The following is a 19,417-nucleotide window of genomic DNA, read 5'->3' on the forward strand; positions in this document are numbered from 1 at the left end:
TCGTGGCGTTGACATCACCAGACGGTGAATACCAGAAATGGGATGGTAAGGCGTGGGTAAAGGATGAAGCTGCGGAAACAGCGGCCAGACTTCTTGAAGTTGAAGGGACCAAAAGCCGTCTTTTGCAAATGGCATCGGGGAAAATCGCGCCATTGCAGGATGCAGTTGATCTTGGAATCGCAACAGATGATGAGAAAGCGCGGCTTGACGAATGGAAAAAATACAGGGTACTGGTAAACCGGGTGGATATCTCAAATCCTGACTGGCCGCAAAAGCCTAACAGTAATTTATAAATTGCACTTTTTTTGACAACTCAGACCACCTCGATATATTGTGGTGGTCTGAATAATCATTTTACTGGTTGATAAGGTTATCGCAACCATATACCATAAAGTATAGTTGCATCTAACATACTAATTCTCAGTTAACGTCCCCAGCATAGCTTATAAAAGTCAGGTGGTAACAATCCTCCACTTTCTAACAGTTTCTTACACCACTTAGGCATTTCGGGAAGATTAGGTTGCGGGAGATCATCCGATTTTGGAGGGGCTTTAGTCTCACTGGCAGCCATCGCAGATGTCGAAAAAGCCGTAGCCGACAATGCAAAGACCAGGATTAAAAATATATTCTTAACGTATTTCATAATATCACCTGTTAAGTAGCGAATCATTATCCTTATTGTTACCGCATCCTTTATTACAGATATTAAACGTTATTCATTACAATCTGGCGAGTAAATAAAAACCATTTAAAAAAATATTTACTTTAAATAAAAATGATAAGCAATGCTATATTTTAATTTCTATATAAATTAATTCATATGAGAGTGAGTTCATGTGCTCTTCAAATCCTGACTGGCCGCAAAAACCTGACAATCATCTATGAATTGAATTATTTTGACAGCTCAGGCCGGTGCGATATGTTGGCGGTGGCCTGAATAATTACTTTGATAAGAAAAGGGTATACAGGGAACAGTTCAAAGTGGTAGTGATGTTTCATTACGGCAGGCTGAATGTGGATTTTTCGCCAGTTATTTACAGTCCCCCTCACTGAAAAGGAAACTAAGGATGTAAAGGATAAATGCGCGTAGTACCGTCAGCAAAGAATGCCCCCCTGGTTCCTGTTGTAACAGTATAATCATCTGCAAAACTTACCGACAGAAGTTCATCGCCATTTTTGTCCATGATACAGAAACTCTTCCCTCCATACCGATGACTCTGAATATTATCCGCATAGCCCGGGTGGGCTAATTCCTTAAGACGTTCAAACAGTTTCCTCACATCATCTGGCGTCGTTCCAGCAGATGGATGGCAGATCCGGTAAAGGCAATCCTGTGCTTCAGCCTGATGAGTGGTAAAGAAAAACTCTTTAATCCTATCCCATAAGCTCATCTTAAGGGGAATATCCGAATTGAGTATATCAGTAATTTTTTGCTTGCTTATGCAAGCAGGAAAACAGCTTGAACCTACATAAAAAGGCATTATAACCTCACTCAACAAATGTGCCTGGACAACCACGATAGTCACTATAAACATGTTGTGAATGGGGTAAAAAGCTGAACCTTTAAAAGGTAGTAGAATAAGATGGCCACCATGATAGGGAAAACCTGCTGGGTGACTTCTTCAGCCAGGGCGTAGCGCAACTCAACCTTTTCGATGATAACGCGCCGCGCGCCGGTAGCGAGAAGCTGATGGGAGTGCTGGGCCATCCTGGAAGGGAACGCTGTACTTCGCCGGGCAGGGGATACCGCAACAGTGGGCTATGAAGCGAGAGATGCTTTCGCCTCGCACCCGCTATGAAGACCTACTTCAGGTTAAATGACAGGTTTAATTAAATCTGCTTCCTGATTTTTCACATTTTCTGCAGGCATCACGAAGTGTAACCCGGAGACTCTGATAGAGAAGGTAAATCTCCGGCAATCATCATCGAAACATGGACTGCCGGAGAAAGTAGGAAACAATGTGTATATATTTGTGTGCTACAAAACAAATTTTCCACAAAAATGAAATCATAACATATTGATTTAATATTGTTTTTTATTATTTCTGTAGCTGCTATCGCAAGGCATACCATTCCTTATGTTTCAGAGGGTTAGCCATAGCACCCAAAATATCGGAAATCACATTGACCACAATAACCAGCGACCCAATGACCATCACGCCGGCGGAAATAGCGGCATAGTCCTGCTGACGAATGGCGTGAATTAACCATCTTCCCAGCCCAGGCCAGCTAAAGACCATTTCGGTAATCATCGCCAGCGTCAACATGGTTGAAAACTGCAGGCCAAGACGGGGAATGACCGGCGGCAGCGCATTATGCAACACGTGACGGCGTAAAATCGTAAAGCGCGACAAGCCGCGCGTGGCCGCCGCTTTAACGTAGTTCTGATCGTAGACCTCGATAGTGCTGATTCGCATCAGGCGGATCACTTCTGTGGTCGGCGCGACGGAAAGCGTGAGCACCGGTAAAATCATATGTCGTATGGCGCTCATCACCATTTCATCGCGCCACGGCGAATCTGAAATCCAGGCATCAATAATGGCGAAACCGGTAACCGGTTTAACTTCATAAAGCAGGTCAAATCGCCCGGATACCGGCAGCCACCCCAGCGTGAGCGAAAAGAACAGTGTGAGCAGAAGCGCCAGCCAGAAAACCGGAATTGAGAAGCCTAATAGCGCCAGCGCGCTGATAAAACGATCCGGCCATTTGCTACGCGTCACGCCAGCCAGCATCCCGACCGGAATGCCAACCATCAGCGCAAAGCCAAAGGCGAGAATGCACAGTTCCATCGTGGCGGGAAACACCTCTTTAAGCTGTTCGGAGATCAGTTGGCCGTTAATGCTGGACACGCCAAAGTCCCAGTGCAGCAGACCGTTGAACCAGAAAACCCAGGCATTCCATAATGATGCGCCCTGTAGCGGCGCGTGCGGCGTAAAATAGCTCAGGCTAAAGCCGATAAAGGTCAGGAAGAATAGTGTCACCAGCAAGAGCAATAACCGACGCAGGGTGAAGATAATCATGGTTTTTTCACCTCTTCGTGTTTTTCGCGGGAGACGCCGGCAAAAGACGCATTACCGAACGGGCTTAACACCAGTCCTTTAATATCGTAGCGGTAAGCCTGTAAGCGTAGTGATGACGCCAGCGGTAGTATCGGCAGCTCTTTCGCCAGGATATTCTGCGCTTCGTCATACGCTTCTATGCGCGAAGCCAACTGCTGCGACGACAGTGCCTTACGCAGGACGCTGTCAAATTCAGGGTTACACCAGTGGGCGAAATTGGTTTGCGAATTGATGGCCGCACAGCTTAACAACGGTCTGAAAAAGCTATCCGGATCGTTGCTGTCCGTGGCCCAGCCGGATAAGGTCAGATCGTGATTCATATCCATCAGGCGCGCCTCCTGAAAACGACCTTCAACCGGCACGATGACCACTTTTACGCCAACCTGCGCCATATCCGCCTGAATAAGCTCCGCCGTTTTTAGCGGACTTGGGTTCCAGGCCTGAGAGCTGGTCGGCACCCAGAGATGCAGCGTAAGATTCTCAATGCCCAGCGCTTTTAGCTGTTCGCGCGATTTTTCCGGATTGTACTCCGTAATTTTGGCATCGTTATCGTAAGCCCATGAGGCTCGCGGTAAAATAGAGGCTGCTGTTTCTGCTGTGCCGTAATAAATCGACTGCATCAGGCGCTGGTTATTGATCGATAATGCCAGCGCATGGCGCACTGCAGGATTATTCAACGGCGGCTTATCGGTGTTAAAGGCCAGATAGGCGATATTCATCCCCGGGCGCAACGTCAGGCGCAAACGCGGATCGTCGCGTAAAATGGTCAGTTGGCTGGCGGCGGGCCAGGCCAGAACATCGCATTCGCCGGTCAGTAATTTCGATAAACGCCCGGTACCGCCGGAGCCTAAATCCACCACCACTTGCGGCATCAGCGGTTTGCCGCGCCAAAACCCGTCGTGGCGCTGTAGACGAATAAACTGCCCGGCACGGTATTCCGAAAGCTGGAAAGGCCCGGTGCCGACCGGTTGGCGATCAAGCAGTTCCTGACGATCTTTACGGCTAAGCTGCGCGGCGTACTCAGCGGACATGACGGAAGCGTAGTGCGTGGCCAGATGCCATAAAAAGGAAGCGTCTGGCTGCGCCAGGCGAAACTCAACGGTGTTATTGTCCAGCTTGCGCACGCTTTTTACATTGTCGGCGAACTGTAGGCTATCAAAGTAGGGGAAGCTACTGCCGTTGATGTTATGCCACGGATGCTGACGATCGAAAATCCGCTGAAAGGTAAAGACGACATCATCAGCATTGAGTTTTCGGGTCGGCGTAAACCAGGCGGTTTTTTGAAAGGAGACGTCGCGGCGCAGGTGAAAACGGTACGTTGCCCCGTTATCCAGCACTTCCCAGCTTTCTGCCAGCTCTGGTACTAAACGATACGTATAGGGATCGACATCCAACAGGCGGTCATATAACTGGGCGGCAAGGGTATCGACGATGAGGCCGCTGCTCGCTTTTTGCGGATTAAAGGTGTTGACCTGCCCGCTGACACAATACACAAAGCCGCTATCGCGAATATCTGCACTCGCAGTTTGTTCGGGCGCAGTCGCAGCCGTAGCCTGACTACTCAGTAGACCCGCGATCACGATCAGAGACGATAAAACCAGGCGCATAATAGTTAAGTTTTTGAAGTTCAATTTGCAAAGTGTATCGCACTTCGGCCCGCCACGTAAAAATGTCGGTGGATAACTGGCGTAAATGTCGTCAATTAGCAGGAGAAATAGCTAAAGCTGATGCTTTTTAAGCAAGGCGCGAAATTGGTGGTAGGTGAGTCCCAGTAAATCGGCGGCTCGTTTCTGGTTAAATTTCGCCTGCTGTAAGCTACATTGCAGCAGCGCTTTTTCCTGTTGTAGTTGAAACTCACGCAACTTGAGCGGCAGGGCGGGCGTGGCGGATGCCGTTGGCTGGGCGGGCGCGGGCGGTTCGTCGGGATGGCGTTGAAAAGGATCGATAACAATTTCATCCAAAGGATGTTCACTGCTGCCGTGGCGATACACTGAACGTTCAACTACGTTTTTCAGCTCGCGGACATTACCCGGCCAGGCGTAATGCAACAACGTTTCTTTTGCCCGATCGGTAAAACCGGGAAATAAGGGCAGACGTAGCTCACGACACATCTGAATAGCAAAATGCTCGGCCATCAGCATGATATCGCTTTGGCGTTCGCGCAGCGGCGGCAGTTGTACAACATCAAAAGCCAGCCTGTCTAGCAGATCGGCACGAAATGTCCCTTCCTTCACCATGGCGGGTAAATCGGCATTGGTGGCGCATACTAATCGCACATTAACCTGTAACGGCTGGCTGCCGCCGACACGCTCTAGCTCGCCATATTCAATCACCCGCAGCAGCTTTTCCTGTACCAGCATCGGCGCTGTCGCCAGTTCATCCAGAAACAGCGTGCCGCCATCGGCGCGTTCAAAGCGACCGGGATGGCGTTTTTGCGCCCCGGTAAAAGCGCCCGCTTCATGGCCAAACAGTTCGGAGTCCAGCAGGTTTTCGTTAAGCGCCGCGCAATTAAGCGAGATAAGCGGTCCCTGCCAGCGTGAAGAGAGATAATGCAGGCGATTGGCGATAAGTTCCTTACCCGTACCGCGTTCGCCAATAATCAGAACTGGCTTATCCAGCGGCGCAAGCCGGGAAACTTGTTCCAGGACCTCAAGAAAACGGTTTGCCTCGCCGAGCAGGTTATCTTTAAATTCAACCATGATGAAAATCGCCACATGTTAGTGTTTCTCACCACTTTATCCTTTTTTACTGACGAGGTAAAACAATACAATTTCTTTATTATCAATAACATAAAAAGTTGGCACGCAAATTGTATTAATCACGTAGCAGGGCATCGCCCGTTATCAGAACATTATGTGAGGATTGAATTATGGGTATTTTTTCTCGTTTTGCCGACATCGTGAATGCCAATATCAACGCGTTGCTGGAAAAAGCGGAAGATCCGCAGAAGCTGGTGCGCCTGATGATTCAGGAGATGGAAGATACGCTGGTTGAGGTTCGCTCGAACTCCGCGCGTGCGTTAGCGGAAAAGAAACAGTTATCCCGTCGTATCGAACAGGCTACGGCTCAGCAGACCGAGTGGCAGGAAAAAGCGGAACTGGCTCTGCGCAAAGATAAAGACGATCTGGCGCGTGCCGCATTGATTGAAAAACAGAAGCTGACCGACTTAATTGCTACGCTTGAACAGGAAGTCACGCTGGTGGATGACACGCTGGCGCGCATGAAGAAAGAGATTGGCGAGCTGGAAAACAAACTCAGCGAAACACGCGCTCGCCAGCAGGCGCTGATGCTGCGTCATCAGGCGGCAAGTTCTTCCCGCGATGTCCGTCGTCAGCTTGACAGCGGCAAACTGGATGAAGCGATGGCGCGGTTTGAATCCTTTGAACGCCGTATCGATCAAATGGAAGCGGAAGCGGAAAGTCATCATTTTGGTAAGCAGCAATCGCTGGACCAACAGTTTGCCAACCTGAAAGCCGATGATGAAATCAGCGAGCAGTTGGCGCAGTTAAAAGCCAAAATGAAGCAAGATAATCAATAACGACAATGGCGGCGCCGGTACGCGCCGCCGCTCATCAGCTTTAGGTGTAAGGAGAACGCATGAGCGCGCTATTTCTGGCCATCCCGTTAACCATTTTTGTGTTGTTTGTGTTACCGATTTGGCTGTGGCTGCATTACAGCAACCGCGCCGGTCGGGGAGAACTGCCGCAAAGCGAGCAGCAACGCTTACTGCAACTGACAGACGACGCGCAACGTATGCGCGAGCGCATTCAGGCGCTGGAAGACATTCTTGATGCAGAGCATCCGAACTGGAGAGAGCGCTAATGGGTGGAATCAATCTGAATAAAAAACTATGGCGTATTCCGCAAAAGGGCATGGTGCGGGGCGTTTGCGCCGGGATCGCCGACTATCTTGATGTACCGGTAAAACTGGTGCGTATTCTGGTCGTGTTGTCGATTTTCTTTGGTCTGGCCTTTTTTACCGTAGTGGCCTATATCGTCCTTTCTTTTGTACTGGACCCTATGCCGGATAATCTGGCCGCAGGCGAATCGCCGCCGACCAGCGGCGAACTGCTGGATACCGTAGACAGAGAGCTTGCCGCAGGCGAAAAGCGCTTGCGAGAAATGGAACGCTACGTAACGTCAGATACGTTCACATTGCGTAGTCGTTTCCGTCAACTGTAAGGCATATATCGGGAGGGTGAAGATGAATACTCGCTGGCAACGCGCCGGGCAGAAGGTGAAGCCCGGCTTCAAAATAGCAGGTAAGCTGGTTCTGTTGACCGCGCTACGCTACGGGCCTGCCGGCGTGGCGGGATGGGCGGTAAAATCCGTTGCCCGTCGTCCGCTGAAAATGTTGCTGGCGTTTGCACTGGAGCCGTTATTGAATCGTGCGGCCGCTAAAATAGCAAAACGCTACAGGGGAAATCGTACCTGATTACCAGAATAGATATTAGCTGTAACAGTTAGATCACAAATCCCTCCTTAATTTGCGGCAGCTCACAAATATGATTTTTGGGCTGCCAAAAGTCTTTTATAGCGACTTTTCGTCGCATCATCCAGATTGACAGCTTATTTTTCGCGGCGTAGTCTTTTGTTTTATGGGACCGCTACCATGAGAAATGAAAGTGAACCAAAAAATCGAGAAATACCTGTCAGAAGTCTATGGAAAAACATTTACGCCACGGCATTACGAGGTTCTGAATTCACGTATCGAAAAAGCACGGTTATTAATTTCAAAGCAGCGTAAAGCGCACTGGGATGAAAGGGACGTGGTGCTCATTACTTACGCCGATCAATTTCACAGCGACACATCCAAACCGTTGCCAACGCTTAATCAATTTCATCGACAATGGCTGGCGACCATTTTTTCTCATCTCCATTTATTACCTTTTTATCCGTGGTCTTCGGATGACGGTTTTTCAGTCGTAGATTATCATCAGGTCGCGCCTGAAACGGGCGAGTGGGAGGATATCAGGGCGCTTAGCCAGACCAGTCAACTTATGTTTGACTTTGTTTGCAATCATATGTCGGCCAAAAGTGAATGGTTTAACCATTATTTGCGACAAACACCAGGCTTTGAAAACTTTTTTATTGCCGTAGCACCATTAACCGATCTTAGCGCGGTAACCCGACCACGCGCCTTACCGCTGCTTACACCATTTACCCTGCAAGACAATTCTGTTCATCATCTATGGACTACCTTTAGCGATGACCAGATTGATCTCAATTATCGTTGCCCGGAAGTATTGCTGGCGATGGTCGACGTACTGCTGACTTATTTAGAGAAGGGCGCAGATTATATTCGTCTGGACGCGGTAGGGTTTATGTGGAAATCGCCCGGAACCTCCTGTATTCATCTTCCGCAAACGCATCTGCTGATTAAGCTATTTCGCGCCATTACTGAGGCCGTCGCGCCGGGCACGGTCATTATCACCGAGACCAATGTGCCGCATAAAGACAATATTGCGTACCTGGGGAACGGCGAGGATGAAGCGCATATGGTCTATCAATTTTCCCTGCCGCCGCTGGTGCTTCATGCTATCCACGGTCAGGATGTCCAGGCGCTGTGCTCATGGGCTCAATCCCTGACGCTACCTTCGGAAAATACCACCTGGTTCAATTTCCTGGCGTCTCATGACGGCATCGGGCTTAATCCATTGCGCGGTCTTCTGCCGGAAGATGAGATCCTGAAGCTGGTAGAGGACTTACAGCAAGAAGGCGCGCTAGTTAACTGGAAAAATAACCCGGATGGTAGCCGCAGCCCTTATGAAATAAACGTGACGTATATGGATGCGCTTAGCGATCGTGACAGTACTGACGATCAACGCCTCGCCAGGTTTATTCTGGCCCATGCTATTTTACTCTCTTTTCCAGGCGTGCCGGCAATATATATACAAAGTATTCTGGGTTCCCGTAATGATTATGACGGCGTGGAAAAACTGGGGTATAACCGGGCGATTAATAGAAAGAAATATCAGCGCGCGGAAATTGAAACCGAATTAAAGGATGAGACTACGTTAAGACACCGCGTCTATCATGCCTTATCCAGACTTATTGCCATTCGTCGTAACAATAAAGCGTTTCATCCGGAAAGCGAATTTTCCATTAAAAATTTATCACCTTGTGTTATGCAAATAGAGCGAGTGGCAAAAACAGGAGAGTCTGTTGTCGCTTTGTTTAATGTCAGCGATAACATAAATACTGTTAATAGTAAAAAGTTTTACGGTACTGATTTAATTAGCGAAACGAATCTCACTGGCGAGGTATTAACGCTACACCCCTGGCAGGTTCTGTGGATTAAAAAATAACAAGGAACATTTTATGCTCAAAACTAAAATTGTGCTGTTATCAGCACTGGTTTCCTGCGCCCTGATTTCAGGATGCAATGACGAGAAAAAATCGAATGTCTCTATTGAGTTTATGCACTCTTCGGTGGAGCAAGAGCGTCAGGCCGTTATTAGTGAACTTATTGCCCGCTTCGAAAAGGAAAACCCGGATATTACTGTAAAACAAGTTCCTGTTGAAGAAGATGCCTATAACACCAAAGTCATCACGCTGGCGCGAAGCGGCTCGCTGCCGGAGGTTATTGAGACCAGTCACGATTACGCCAAAGTGATGGATAAAGAGCAACTGATCGATCGTAACGCCGTGGCAAGTGTTATTCAGCATCTGGGGAAAAATACTTTCTATGACGGCGTGCTGCGCATTGTGCGCACTGAAGATGGTGCCGCATGGACCGGTGTTCCGGTCAGCGCCTGGATTGGCGGTATCTGGTATCGCAAAGATGTGCTGGCGAAAGCCGGGCTGGGAGAGCCGAAAAACTGGCAGCAGTTATTGAATGTTGCGCAGAAATTAAACGATCCCGCGCATAAGAAATACGGTATTGCGTTGCCGACGGCGGAAAGTGTATTGACAGAACAGTCCTTCTCGCAGTTCGCCTTATCCAACCAGGCCAACGTCTTTAACGCCGAAGGTAAGATTACTCTCGATACGCCGGAAATGTCCCAGGCGCTGGAGTATTACCGTTCCCTGGCGGACAACACTATGCCGGGCTCGAACGACATTATGGAAGTTAAAGATGCTTTTATGAATGGTACGGCGCCGATGGCGATTTACTCCACTTATATTCTCCCGGCGGTCATTAAAGAGGGCGATCCGCAGAATGTGGGCTTTGTTGTTCCCACTGAAAAAACGTCCGCGGTGTACGGCATGTTGACATCGCTGACGATTACCACGGGGCAGAAAAAAGAGGAGACGGAGGCAGCAGAAAAATTTGTCGCCTTTATGGAGCAGGCGGACAACATCGCCGATTGGGTGATGATGTCGCCGGGGGCAGCATTACCAGTGAATAAAGCCGTAGTAAATACGGCAACCTGGAAGGAAAACGCGGTGATCAAAGCGCTGGGCGACCTACCTTACCAGTTGATTGCCGAGCTACCTAATATCCAGGTATTCGGCGCAGTAGGAGATAAGAACTTTACTCGTATGGGCGATGTCACCGGTTCGGGCGTGGTGAGCTCAATGGTGCATAACGTGACGGTGGGTAAGGCCAGTTTGTCTTCGACTATCAAGGAAAGCCAGCAAAAACTGGATGCCCTTGTTGAACAACGCTAACACGGACGTAGAAAGCTGTTATGAATAGGTTTTTTTCCGCTCGTTCCGATATGCCATTCGCGATGTTACTACTGGCGCCCAGTTTGTTACTGCTGGGCGGGTTAGTCGCATGGCCGATGATATCGAATATCGAAATCAGTTTCTTGCGTTTGCCGCTAAATCCGCAGATTGCGTCTACTTTTGTCGGGTTAAGCAACTATATCAGCATCCTTTCCGATCCTGGCTTCTGGCATTCGTTATGGATGACAGTCTGGTACACCGCGCTGGTGGTGGCAGGCAGTACGGCGCTGGGGCTGGGCGTGGCGATGTTCTTCAACCGAGAGTTCCGTCTGCGTAAAACGGCGCGCTCACTGGTGATTCTTTCCTACGTAACGCCGTCAATCTCGTTGGTTTTTGCCTGGAAATACATGTTCAACAACGGCTACGGCATCGTGAACTATCTTGGCGTAGATCTGCTGCACCTCTACGAGCGCGCGCCGCTGTGGTTTGACAATCCAGGCAGCAGCTTCGTATTAGTGGTGTTGTTCGCGATCTGGCGTTATTTCCCGTATGCCTTTATTTCATTTCTGGCGATTTTGCAGACCATTGATAAATCGCTCTATGAAGCCGCGGAAATGGATGGCGCGAATGCCTGGCAACGCTTTTGCATCGTCACGCTGCCCGCCATCATGCCGGTATTAGCGACCGTTGTAACCCTGCGTACCATCTGGATGTTCTATATGTTCGCCGATGTTTATCTGCTGACCACGAAGGTCGATATTCTCGGCGTATATCTTTACAAAACAGCATTTGCATTTAATGACTTAGGAAAAGCGGCTGCGATCTCCGTCGTACTCTTCATCATCATTTTTGCTGTCATCTTGCTGACCAGAAAACGGGTGAATCTCAATGGCAACAAATAAACGTAAAGCTGGGCAGATCGGTTTTTATTGCGGATTGATCGTTTTTCTTATCATCACGCTTTTTCCTTTTTTTGTGATGCTGATGACGTCGTTTAAGAACGCAAAAGAAGCCATTTCATTACATCCGACGCTTTTCCCGCAGCACTGGACGCTGGAACACTATGTCGACATTTTTAACCCGCTGATTTTTCCGTTCGTCGACTACTTCCGCAACAGTATGGTGGTCTCGGTCGTGTCGTCGGTTGTCGCGGTATTTTTAGGTACGCTCGGGGCGTATGCATTGTCCCGCTTACGCTTTAAAGGGCGGATGACCATCAACGCCAGCTTTTATACCGTGTATATGTTTTCCGGCATTTTGCTGGTGGTGCCGCTGTTCAAAATTATCACCGCGCTTGGCATCTACGATACCGAAATGGCGCTCATTATCACCATGGTCACTCAGACCTTACCCACAGCGGTGTTCATGTTGAAAAGCTACTTCGACACCATCCCGGATGAGATCGAAGAAGCGGCGATGATGGATGGGCTGAATCGCCTGCAAATTATCTTTCGCATCACCGTGCCGCTGGCAATGTCAGGGTTGGTATCGGTCTTTGTCTATTGCTTCATGGTGGCCTGGAACGACTATCTTTTTGCGTCAATTTTTCTCTCCAGCGCCAGCAACTTCACGTTGCCGGTGGGTCTGAACACGCTGTTCAGTACGCCTGACTATATCTGGGGCCGCATGATGGCGGCGTCGTTGGTGACAGCATTACCAGTGGTGGTGATGTACGCGCTTTCCGAACGTTTTATTAAGAGTGGTTTGACCGCTGGCGGCGTGAAGGGCTGAAGCGGCCATTTTAAACAAGGAGTTATAGATGAAAAAGTTAATCGCCACACAACCGCGCGTGGCGGCGTTGGTGGAGTATGAAGATCGTACCATTTTAGCGAATGAAGTAAAAATTCGCGTACTGTACGGAGCGCCGAAGCATGGAACCGAGGTGGTCGATTTCCGCGCCGCCAGCCCGTTTATTGATGAAGACTTCAACCCTGAGTGGCAGATGTTTATGCCGAGACCGGAAGGCGCGCCGCGCGGCATCGAATTCGGTAAGTTCCAGCTCGGTAACATGGTGGTAGGCGACATTATTGAATGCGGGAGCGATGTAACCGAGTACGCCGTTGGCGATCGGGTATGTGGTTATGGCCCGTTGTCTGAGACGGTCATTATTAACGCGGTGAATAACTACAAACTGCGCAAGATGCCGGAAGGCGGCTCGTGGAAAAACGCGGTCTGCTATGACCCGGCCCAGTTCGCCATGAGCGGAGTTAGGGATGCCAACGTACGCGTGGGCGATTTTGTCGTCATTGTCGGTTTAGGCGCTATTGGACAAATCGCGGTACAACTGGCGAAAAAAGCCGGCGCATCTGTGGTGATTGGTGTGGATCCTATTGCGCATCGCTGTGATATCGCACGCCGTCATGGCGCTGATTTCTGCCTCAACCCTGGCGGAACCGATGTCGGCATGGAGATCAAAAAACTGACCGCTAAGCAGGGCGCAGACGTGATCATCGAAACCAGCGGATATGCGGATGCGTTGCAATCAGCCCTTCGTGGTCTGGCCTACGGCGGCACCATCTCTTACGTGGCTTTCGCTAAACCGTTTGCGGCAGGGTTCAACCTGGGACGCGAAGCACATTTTAATAACGCCAAAATTGTTTTCGCTCGCGCCTGTAGCGAGCCGAATCCGGACTATCCGCGCTGGAATCGTAAGCGTATTGAAGAGACCTGCTGGGAACTGCTGATGAACGGTTATCTCGACTGCGAAGAAATCATTGACCCGGTCGTGACATTTGCCTCCAGCCCGGAAAGCTATATGGAGTATGTCGACAGGCATCCGGAAAAGAGCATCAAGATGGGCGTAACGTTTTAACTCAAGGGAATGTCGAAGATGAAAATTGGCACACAAAATCAGGCTTTCTTTCCGGAAAATATCCTGGAGAAATTTCGTTATATCAAACAGATGGGATTTGATGGTTTTGAGATAGACGGCAAATTGCTGGTCAATAATCTCGACGAAGTCAAAGCGGCCATTAAAGAAACAGGGCTGCCGGTGACAACGGCCTGTGGCGGCTACGATGGCTGGATTGGCGATTTCATTGAAGAGCGCCGCCTGAACGGCCTGAAGCAGATTGAGCGCATTCTGGAAGCGCTGGCGGATGTGGGCGGTCAGGGCATTATCGTTCCAGCCGCATGGGGAATGTTTACCTTCCGCCTGCCGCCAATGACCTCGCCACGCAGTCTGGAGGGCGACCGTAAAGCGGTAAGCGATTCGCTGCGTTACCTCGATAAAGTTGCTGAACGTACTGGCACTAACGTGTATCTGGAACCGCTCAACCGTTATCAGGATCATATGATTAACACCCTGGCCGACGCGCGCCGCTATATCGTCGAAAACGACTTGCAGCATGTGCAGATCATTGGCGATTTCTACCACATGAACATCGAAGAAGATGATATGGCGAAAGCGTTGCATGATAATCGCGATCTGTTAGGGCATGTTCATATTGCGGATAACCATCGTTATCAGCCGGGCACCGGCACGTTGAATTTTAGCGCGCTGTTTGAACAACTGCGTCAGGACAATTATCAGGGTTATGTCGTGTATGAAGGGCGCGTCAGGGCGGAAAATCTGCCGGAAGCGTACCGTAAGTCATTGGCCTGGCTGCGCGCGTGCTAAGAGGATCTCCGTGAAAAGTGCAATGACAAGCTCTCCGCTGCGGGTCGCCATTATCGGCGCAGGCCAGGTAGCGGACAAAGTTCATGCTTCGTACTACTGCACCCGCGACGATCTGGAACTGGTGGCTGTCTGTGACAGCCGCCTGTCTCAGGCGCAAGCGCTGGCAGATAAATACGGTAGCGGTTCAGTCTGGGACGATCCGGAAAAAATGTTGCACGATGTTCAACCGGATATCGTCAGCATTTGTTCGCCAAATCGTTTTCATTATGAACACACCATGATGGCGTTAAAGGCGGGTTGTCATGTGATGTGTGAAAAGCCGCCGGCGATGACGCCGGAAGAAGCGCTGGAGATGTGCAATACGGCGCGGCGGGTGCAGAAAGTTTTGGCATATGATTTTCACCATCGCTTTGCGTTGGATACCCAACTGCTGCGTGAGCAGGTAATGTCCGGCACGCTCGGCGAGATTTATGTTACCAACGTCCGGGCATTGCGTCGCTGCGGCGTTCCAGGGTGGGGCGTATTTACTAACAAGGCATTGCAGGGCGGCGGGCCGTTGATCGACATCGGTATTCATATGCTGGATGCGGCGATGTATGTACTGGGGTTTCCGGCAGTAAAACGCGTTTGCGCGCACAGTTATCAGAAAATTGGTACGCGTAAGCACTGCGGCCAATTTGGCGAGTGGGACCCCGCGACTTATACCGTTGAGGATTCACTGTTCGGCACGATTGAATTCCACAACGGGGGCATCTTACGTCTCGAAACCGCCTTTGCTCTGAATATTCCGGAGCAATCCGTGATGAATGTGAACTTTTGCGGCGATATAGCCGGGGCAACGCTCTTTCCGGCACAGATATATAACGACCTGAATGGCGAATTAAATGTCCTGTTCAGGCGAGATACTGCGGACGACAATCGCCATCTTCGCAGCATGGAAGCCTTCGTTAATCATGTGCAGGGCAGGCTCGTCATGATTGCGGATGCGGAACAGGGATTCGTCATTCAACAACTGGTGGCAGCGTTGTATCACGCCGCTGAAACAGGAACGTGCGTGGAATTATGATAAAGCCTGCAATATTAACCGATCCGGGGTTTTGCCCGCATCGTCTGAATAAATATGCCACGCTCATGGCTTCAGGCAATGGGTATATAGGTGTTCGCGCCTGCCATGAAGAAGCGTATACGGTACAAACTCGCGGTATGTTTCTGGCGGGTCTCTATCATCGGGCTGGGAGCGGCGAGATAAATGAACTGGTCAATATCCCCGATGTGATTGGCGTCGACATCACATTGAATGGCGAAATTTTTTCGCTTTTGAGCGGAACGATCGAGCGCTGGCGTCGGGAAATCGACTTTGCCAGCGGTGAGTTGCGTCGATCCTTGATTTGGCGGGCGCCGAATGGGATGCGCTTTGCGATTGATAGCCGACGTTTCGTTTCCGCTGAGAAGTTATCGTTATTGGCGATGGAGATGACTATTACGCCATTGGACGCTGATGCCAGTATCGCCCTTTCCACCGGTATTGACGCCACGATGACTAATCATGGTCGTCAACATCTGGACGAGGCGCAGATCAGGGTTTTTGGCCAGCATTATCTGCAGGGGATCTACACCACTCAGGATGGACGCAACGATATTGCCATTTCCTCATACTGCTGCGTAAAAGGTGGCGTGCAGCGTTGTTTCACGGCAAAAGATCGCCGTCTGATGCAGCATAACAACGCGCAGGTAAAAGCCGGCGAGCGGCTTGTGCTGGAAAAACTGACGTGGGTTAACTGGAGCTCCGAAAGGCGAAATTCGCTCGAAAGCTGGGGGCGTCAGTCTCTACGGCTGCTGGAAAACTGTGTCGGGCAGGGCTATGACGCGTTGTTGGCAGAGACAACGGCGAACTGGCATTCATGGTGGCGATGTCACCGTGTGAAGGTTGTCAGTACAGCATGTGACGATCAACAGATGCTTGATCTCGCGCTTTATCATTTACGCATCATGACGCCGGAGCACGATGAGCGGAGCAGTATTGCTGCGAAGGGGCTTACCGGGGAAGGTTATAAAGGTCACGTTTTCTGGGATACCGAGGTGTTCCTGCTGCCATTCCATCTGCTTACCTCACCAGAAACCGCCAGGCGGCTGCTGCGCTACCGCTGGCATAATTTGCCTGGCGCACGCGAGAAGGCGAGGCGCAATGGCTGGCAGGGCGCTTTGTTCCCGTGGGAAAGCGCGCGCAGCGGAGAGGAAGAAACGCCGGAATTCGCGGCAATCAATATCCGTACCGGGTTACGGCAAAAAGTCGCCTCTGCGTTGGCGGAACATCACCTCGTCGCCGATATCGCCTGGGCGGTCATTCATTACTGGCACGCCACCCGCGATATCAACTTTATGTCCCGTGAGGGAATGGCGCTGTTAATGGAAACGGCTAAATTCTGGATGAGTCGCGCGATAGAGGTGAATGGTCGTCTGGAAATTCATAACGTTATTGGCCCCGATGAATATACCGAGCACGTCAATAACAATGCCTTTACCAATTATATGGCGCGCTACAATGTGGAACAGTCACTGGAGTTCGCCCGTTCACAGAAGTGCGCGGACGAGGCTTTTATTTACCGCGCCGAACATTTTTTACAACGTCTCTGGCTACCAGAGATTCAACCAGATGGCGTATTGCCACAGGATGATACGTTCCTCAGTAAGCCGGTTATCGATTTAGCGCAATATAAAGCGAAGGCGGGTAAACAAACCATTTTGCTGGATTACTCCCGCGCAGAAGTCAATGAGATGCAAATTCTTAAACAGGCGGATGTGGTGATGCTGGCTTATATGCTGCCGACGCTGTTTACGTCGCAGACATGTCTGGCAAATCTTCGTTTTTATGAGCCGCGTACTATCCATGACTCCTCTTTAAGTAAAGCGATTCATGGCATCGTGGCGGCCCGCTGTGGCGACCCCGTAATGGCGTATCAATTCTGGCGTGATGGGGCGCGTATCGATCTCGGCGATGACCCGCATAGCTGTGACGATGGCATTCATGCCGCCGCAACGGGGGCCATTTGGTTGGGGGCGATACAAGGGTTTGCTGGTCTTAGCGTCCGCCAGGGAGAATTGCATCTGGAGCCGACGTTGCCTGAAGTGTGGTCCGAATTATCCTTTCCGCTACAGTGGCAAGGCGTTGAACTCTTTATCACGATAAGCGCGGAAAGCATTCAGGTTAGCAGCACGCGCGCTGTCGAGATGTGGATCTGCGGCCAGCCGACGACGATTGACGGTGAGCAATGTTTCTCCCGACGCAACGTTATTTTACCTGTAATTGGGACCGCTACCATGGAGGGTGAATGAAACCTCAGGCCATCATTTTTGATTTAGACGGTGTCATTACTGATACCGCGCATCTTCATTTTATGGCGTGGAAACAGATTGCCGATGAAATGGGCATAGCTATTGATGAAGTCTTCAATGACAGTTTAAAGGGCATTAGCCGGATGGCGTCATTGCGGCGTATTTTACGGCATGGCGGAAGAGAGGGGACATTGAGTGAGAGTGAATGCCTGCACTGGGCATCGCGTAAAAACGCAATTTATGTCAATTCGTTACGCCAGTTGACGCCCCATTCCGTTTTGCCAGGGATTCGGGAATTACTCAATACTCTGGCCGGGTTGCAGATCCCGACAGCGCTCGCCTCGATATCGCTTAATGCGCCCGCTATTTTACAGGCGCTTGATATTGAAGACCTTTTTGATTTTTGCGCCGATGCGTCGCAAATTACACGTTCAAAACCAGATCCGGAGATTTTTATTACCGCCTGTAAAGGGTTAGGCGTCGTACCGGAAAAATGTATCGGTATTGAAGACGCACAAGCGGGGATAACGGCGATTAACGCGTGTGGAATGCGATCCGTAGGTATTGGCGAATCACTCACGGGAGCGGGATTGCTTCTCCCTTCGACGGAATATCTGACGTGGTCGTGTTTATCGGCTTTCTGGCTAAATGCATAAAGGAATCAACATGGCACAACTTTCACTGCAACATATTCAAAAAATATATGATAACCAGGTTCAAGTGGTTAAAGATTTTAACCTGGAAATTGCTGATAAAGAATTCATTGTCTTTGTCGGTCCGTCCGGCTGCGGTAAATCCACCACGCTGCGGATGATTGCCGGTCTGGAGGAAATTAGCGCAGGTGATTTACTGATTGACGGCCAGCGGATGAATGACGTCCCGGCGAAGGCGCGCAATATTGCGATGGTTTTTCAGAACTATGCGCTATATCCGCATATGAACGTCTACGACAACATGGCTTTTGGGTTGAAAATGCAGAAGATCGCGCCATCGATTATTGCTGAACGCGTCAATTGGGCGGCGCAGATTCTGGGGCTGCGGGATTATCTGAAACGTAAACCTGGCGCCTTATCCGGCGGTCAGCGCCAGCGGGTGGCGCTGGGCCGGGCGATAGTTCGGGAAGCAGGTGTATTTCTGATGGACGAACCGCTCTCTAACCTGGATGCTAAATTGCGCGTTCAGATGCGTGCGGAAATTAGCAAGCTGCACCAAAAACTAAATACTACCATGATTTATGTCACGCATGATCAAACCGAAGCCATGACGATGGCGACGCGTATTGTCATTATGAAAGACGGTATTGTTCAGCAAGTTGGCGCTCCAAAAGTCGTCTATAACCATCCGGCGAATATGTTTGTGGCCGGATTCATTGGTTCCCCAGCGATGAATTTTATTCGTGGCGCGATTGACGGTAATAAGTTTGTTACCGAAACGCTTAAATTAACCATTGCTGAAGAACAATTACAGATATTAAAAGCGAAGGAATATGAACATAAAGCCGTGGTGATGGGAATTCGTCCGGAAGATATTCATCCGCAAACCAGTAGCGATAATAACGCCACTGCGAAAATTAGCGTTGCGGAACTTACCGGAGCGGAATTTATGTTGTACACCATAGTTGGGGGGCACGAGTTGGTGGTCCGTGCCGGAGCAATGAATGACTATTATGCAGGAGATAATATCACCATCCATTTTGATATGGCGAAATGCCATTTCTTTGATGCAGAAACTGAAGTCGCCATTTAACGATAAAACATCTCTGGGGGAGTTCGCTTCTCCAACTTTAGTGTCAT

Annotated in this window: 19 protein-coding genes and 2 pseudogenes; 16 read left to right on the plus strand and 5 right to left on the minus strand. The window is 49.9% G+C overall.

The features are described from left to right. Positions 1–2 precede the first annotated feature (2 nt). A pseudogene (locus ACE15A_RS10660) lies at positions 3–293 on the plus strand (tail fiber assembly protein); the annotation flags it as partial. Between the two features lie 131 nt (positions 294–424). Here ACE15A_RS10660 and ACE15A_RS10665 read toward each other — a convergent pair. Together ACE15A_RS10665 and ACE15A_RS10670 are read right to left on the minus strand one after the other, a co-directional pair. Next, the gene (locus ACE15A_RS10665) at positions 425–670 is read right to left on the minus strand and encodes a PagK family vesicle-borne virulence factor (RefSeq protein WP_077944463.1); all 246 of its coding nucleotides are present in this window, start codon (positions 668–670) and stop codon (positions 425–427) included. Positions 671–1,061: 391 nt separating this feature from the next. Beyond that, a complete protein-coding gene (locus tag ACE15A_RS10670) occupies positions 1,062–1,496 on the minus strand; it encodes a hypothetical protein (protein ID WP_164984577.1) in 435 nt (144 codons plus the stop codon). 110 nt (positions 1,497–1,606) lie between these two features. Between ACE15A_RS10670 and ACE15A_RS10675 the strand changes: the two are divergent. Continuing rightward, a pseudogene (locus ACE15A_RS10675) lies at positions 1,607–1,821 on the plus strand (DUF4113 domain-containing protein); the annotation flags it as partial. 233 nt (positions 1,822–2,054) lie between these two features. Here the strand turns inward: ACE15A_RS10675 and sapB are convergent. From sapB to pspF, 3 genes are all read right to left on the minus strand, one after another. Next, a complete protein-coding gene (gene sapB, locus ACE15A_RS10680; RefSeq protein ID WP_023246479.1) occupies positions 2,055–3,020 on the minus strand; it encodes a peptide ABC transporter permease SapB in 966 nt (321 codons plus the stop codon). Next, a complete protein-coding gene (gene sapA / locus ACE15A_RS10685) occupies positions 3,017–4,666 on the minus strand; it encodes a peptide ABC transporter substrate-binding protein SapA (RefSeq protein WP_023246478.1) in 1,650 nt (549 codons plus the stop codon). The genes sapB and sapA overlap by 4 nt, the downstream gene beginning before the upstream one ends. 111 nt (positions 4,667–4,777) lie before the next feature. Continuing rightward, the gene (pspF, locus tag ACE15A_RS10690) at positions 4,778–5,758 is read right to left on the minus strand and encodes a phage shock protein operon transcriptional activator (RefSeq protein WP_053511193.1); all 981 of its coding nucleotides are present in this window, start codon (positions 5,756–5,758) and stop codon (positions 4,778–4,780) included. A 170-nt stretch (positions 5,759–5,928) separates the two neighbouring features. On the opposite strand from pspF, the gene pspA reads away from it, so the two are divergent. The 14 genes from pspA (at position 5,929) to ACE15A_RS10760 (ending at position 19,370) form a co-directional block, all read left to right on the plus strand. Continuing rightward, positions 5,929–6,597 carry a phage shock protein PspA gene (gene pspA / locus ACE15A_RS10695; protein ID WP_000510999.1) on the plus strand — a complete coding sequence of 223 codons (669 nt, stop codon included), beginning with the start codon at positions 5,929–5,931 and terminating at the stop codon, positions 6,595–6,597. 59 nt (positions 6,598–6,656) lie between these two features. Beyond that, positions 6,657–6,881, plus strand: coding sequence for an envelope stress response membrane protein PspB (pspB, locus tag ACE15A_RS10700; protein WP_023246476.1), 225 nt, complete (start codon positions 6,657–6,659; stop codon positions 6,879–6,881). Continuing rightward, positions 6,881–7,240, plus strand: a complete 360-nt coding sequence (gene pspC / locus ACE15A_RS10705; protein ID WP_053511146.1) for an envelope stress response membrane protein PspC — start codon at positions 6,881–6,883, stop codon at positions 7,238–7,240. The genes pspB and pspC overlap by 1 nt, the downstream gene beginning before the upstream one ends. 22 nt (positions 7,241–7,262) lie before the next feature. Continuing rightward, positions 7,263–7,493 carry a phage shock protein PspD gene (gene pspD, locus ACE15A_RS10710; RefSeq protein ID WP_001097606.1) on the plus strand — a complete coding sequence of 77 codons (231 nt, stop codon included), beginning with the start codon at positions 7,263–7,265 and terminating at the stop codon, positions 7,491–7,493. 190 nt (positions 7,494–7,683) lie between these two features. Beyond that, positions 7,684–9,366 (plus strand): sugar phosphorylase, encoded by a 1,683-nt coding sequence (locus ACE15A_RS10715; protein WP_023246473.1) that lies wholly within the window; start codon positions 7,684–7,686, stop codon positions 9,364–9,366. Between the two features lie 13 nt (positions 9,367–9,379). Continuing rightward, on the plus strand, positions 9,380–10,672 hold the full coding sequence (locus ACE15A_RS10720) for an ABC transporter substrate-binding protein (RefSeq protein WP_023246472.1): 1,293 nt from the start codon (positions 9,380–9,382) through the stop codon (positions 10,670–10,672). A 20-nt stretch (positions 10,673–10,692) separates the two neighbouring features. Further along, a complete protein-coding gene (locus ACE15A_RS10725; RefSeq protein ID WP_053511148.1) occupies positions 10,693–11,574 on the plus strand; it encodes a carbohydrate ABC transporter permease in 882 nt (293 codons plus the stop codon). After that, on the plus strand, positions 11,561–12,403 hold the full coding sequence (locus tag ACE15A_RS10730; protein ID WP_053511150.1) for a carbohydrate ABC transporter permease: 843 nt from the start codon (positions 11,561–11,563) through the stop codon (positions 12,401–12,403). Before ACE15A_RS10725 ends, ACE15A_RS10730 begins: the two co-directional genes overlap by 14 nt. A 28-nt stretch (positions 12,404–12,431) precedes the next feature. Next, positions 12,432–13,484: a zinc-binding alcohol dehydrogenase gene (locus ACE15A_RS10735; RefSeq protein WP_053511152.1), complete on the plus strand. Its 1,053-nt coding sequence runs from the start codon at positions 12,432–12,434 to the stop codon at positions 13,482–13,484. Positions 13,485–13,502: 18 nt separating this feature from the next. Continuing rightward, positions 13,503–14,291 carry a sugar phosphate isomerase/epimerase gene (locus tag ACE15A_RS10740; protein WP_053511153.1) on the plus strand — a complete coding sequence of 263 codons (789 nt, stop codon included), beginning with the start codon at positions 13,503–13,505 and terminating at the stop codon, positions 14,289–14,291. A 10-nt stretch (positions 14,292–14,301) separates the two neighbouring features. Next, on the plus strand, positions 14,302–15,357 hold the full coding sequence (locus ACE15A_RS10745; RefSeq protein WP_023246467.1) for a Gfo/Idh/MocA family protein: 1,056 nt from the start codon (positions 14,302–14,304) through the stop codon (positions 15,355–15,357). Continuing rightward, on the plus strand, positions 15,354–17,624 hold the full coding sequence (locus tag ACE15A_RS10750) for a glycoside hydrolase family 65 protein (protein WP_136058294.1): 2,271 nt from the start codon (positions 15,354–15,356) through the stop codon (positions 17,622–17,624). The genes ACE15A_RS10745 and ACE15A_RS10750 overlap by 4 nt, the downstream gene beginning before the upstream one ends. After that, positions 17,621–18,280 (plus strand): beta-phosphoglucomutase, encoded by a 660-nt coding sequence (pgmB, locus tag ACE15A_RS10755; protein ID WP_053511155.1) that lies wholly within the window; start codon positions 17,621–17,623, stop codon positions 18,278–18,280. The genes ACE15A_RS10750 and pgmB overlap by 4 nt, the downstream gene beginning before the upstream one ends. 10 nt (positions 18,281–18,290) lie before the next feature. Further along, positions 18,291–19,370 (plus strand): ABC transporter ATP-binding protein, encoded by a 1,080-nt coding sequence (locus ACE15A_RS10760; RefSeq protein ID WP_053511157.1) that lies wholly within the window; start codon positions 18,291–18,293, stop codon positions 19,368–19,370. The last annotated feature ends 47 nt before the right edge of the window (positions 19,371–19,417 follow it).

This window comes from Salmonella sp. HY31 (assembly GCF_042604575.1).
Taxonomy (GTDB): domain Bacteria; phylum Pseudomonadota; class Gammaproteobacteria; order Enterobacterales; family Enterobacteriaceae; genus Salmonella; species Salmonella diarizonae.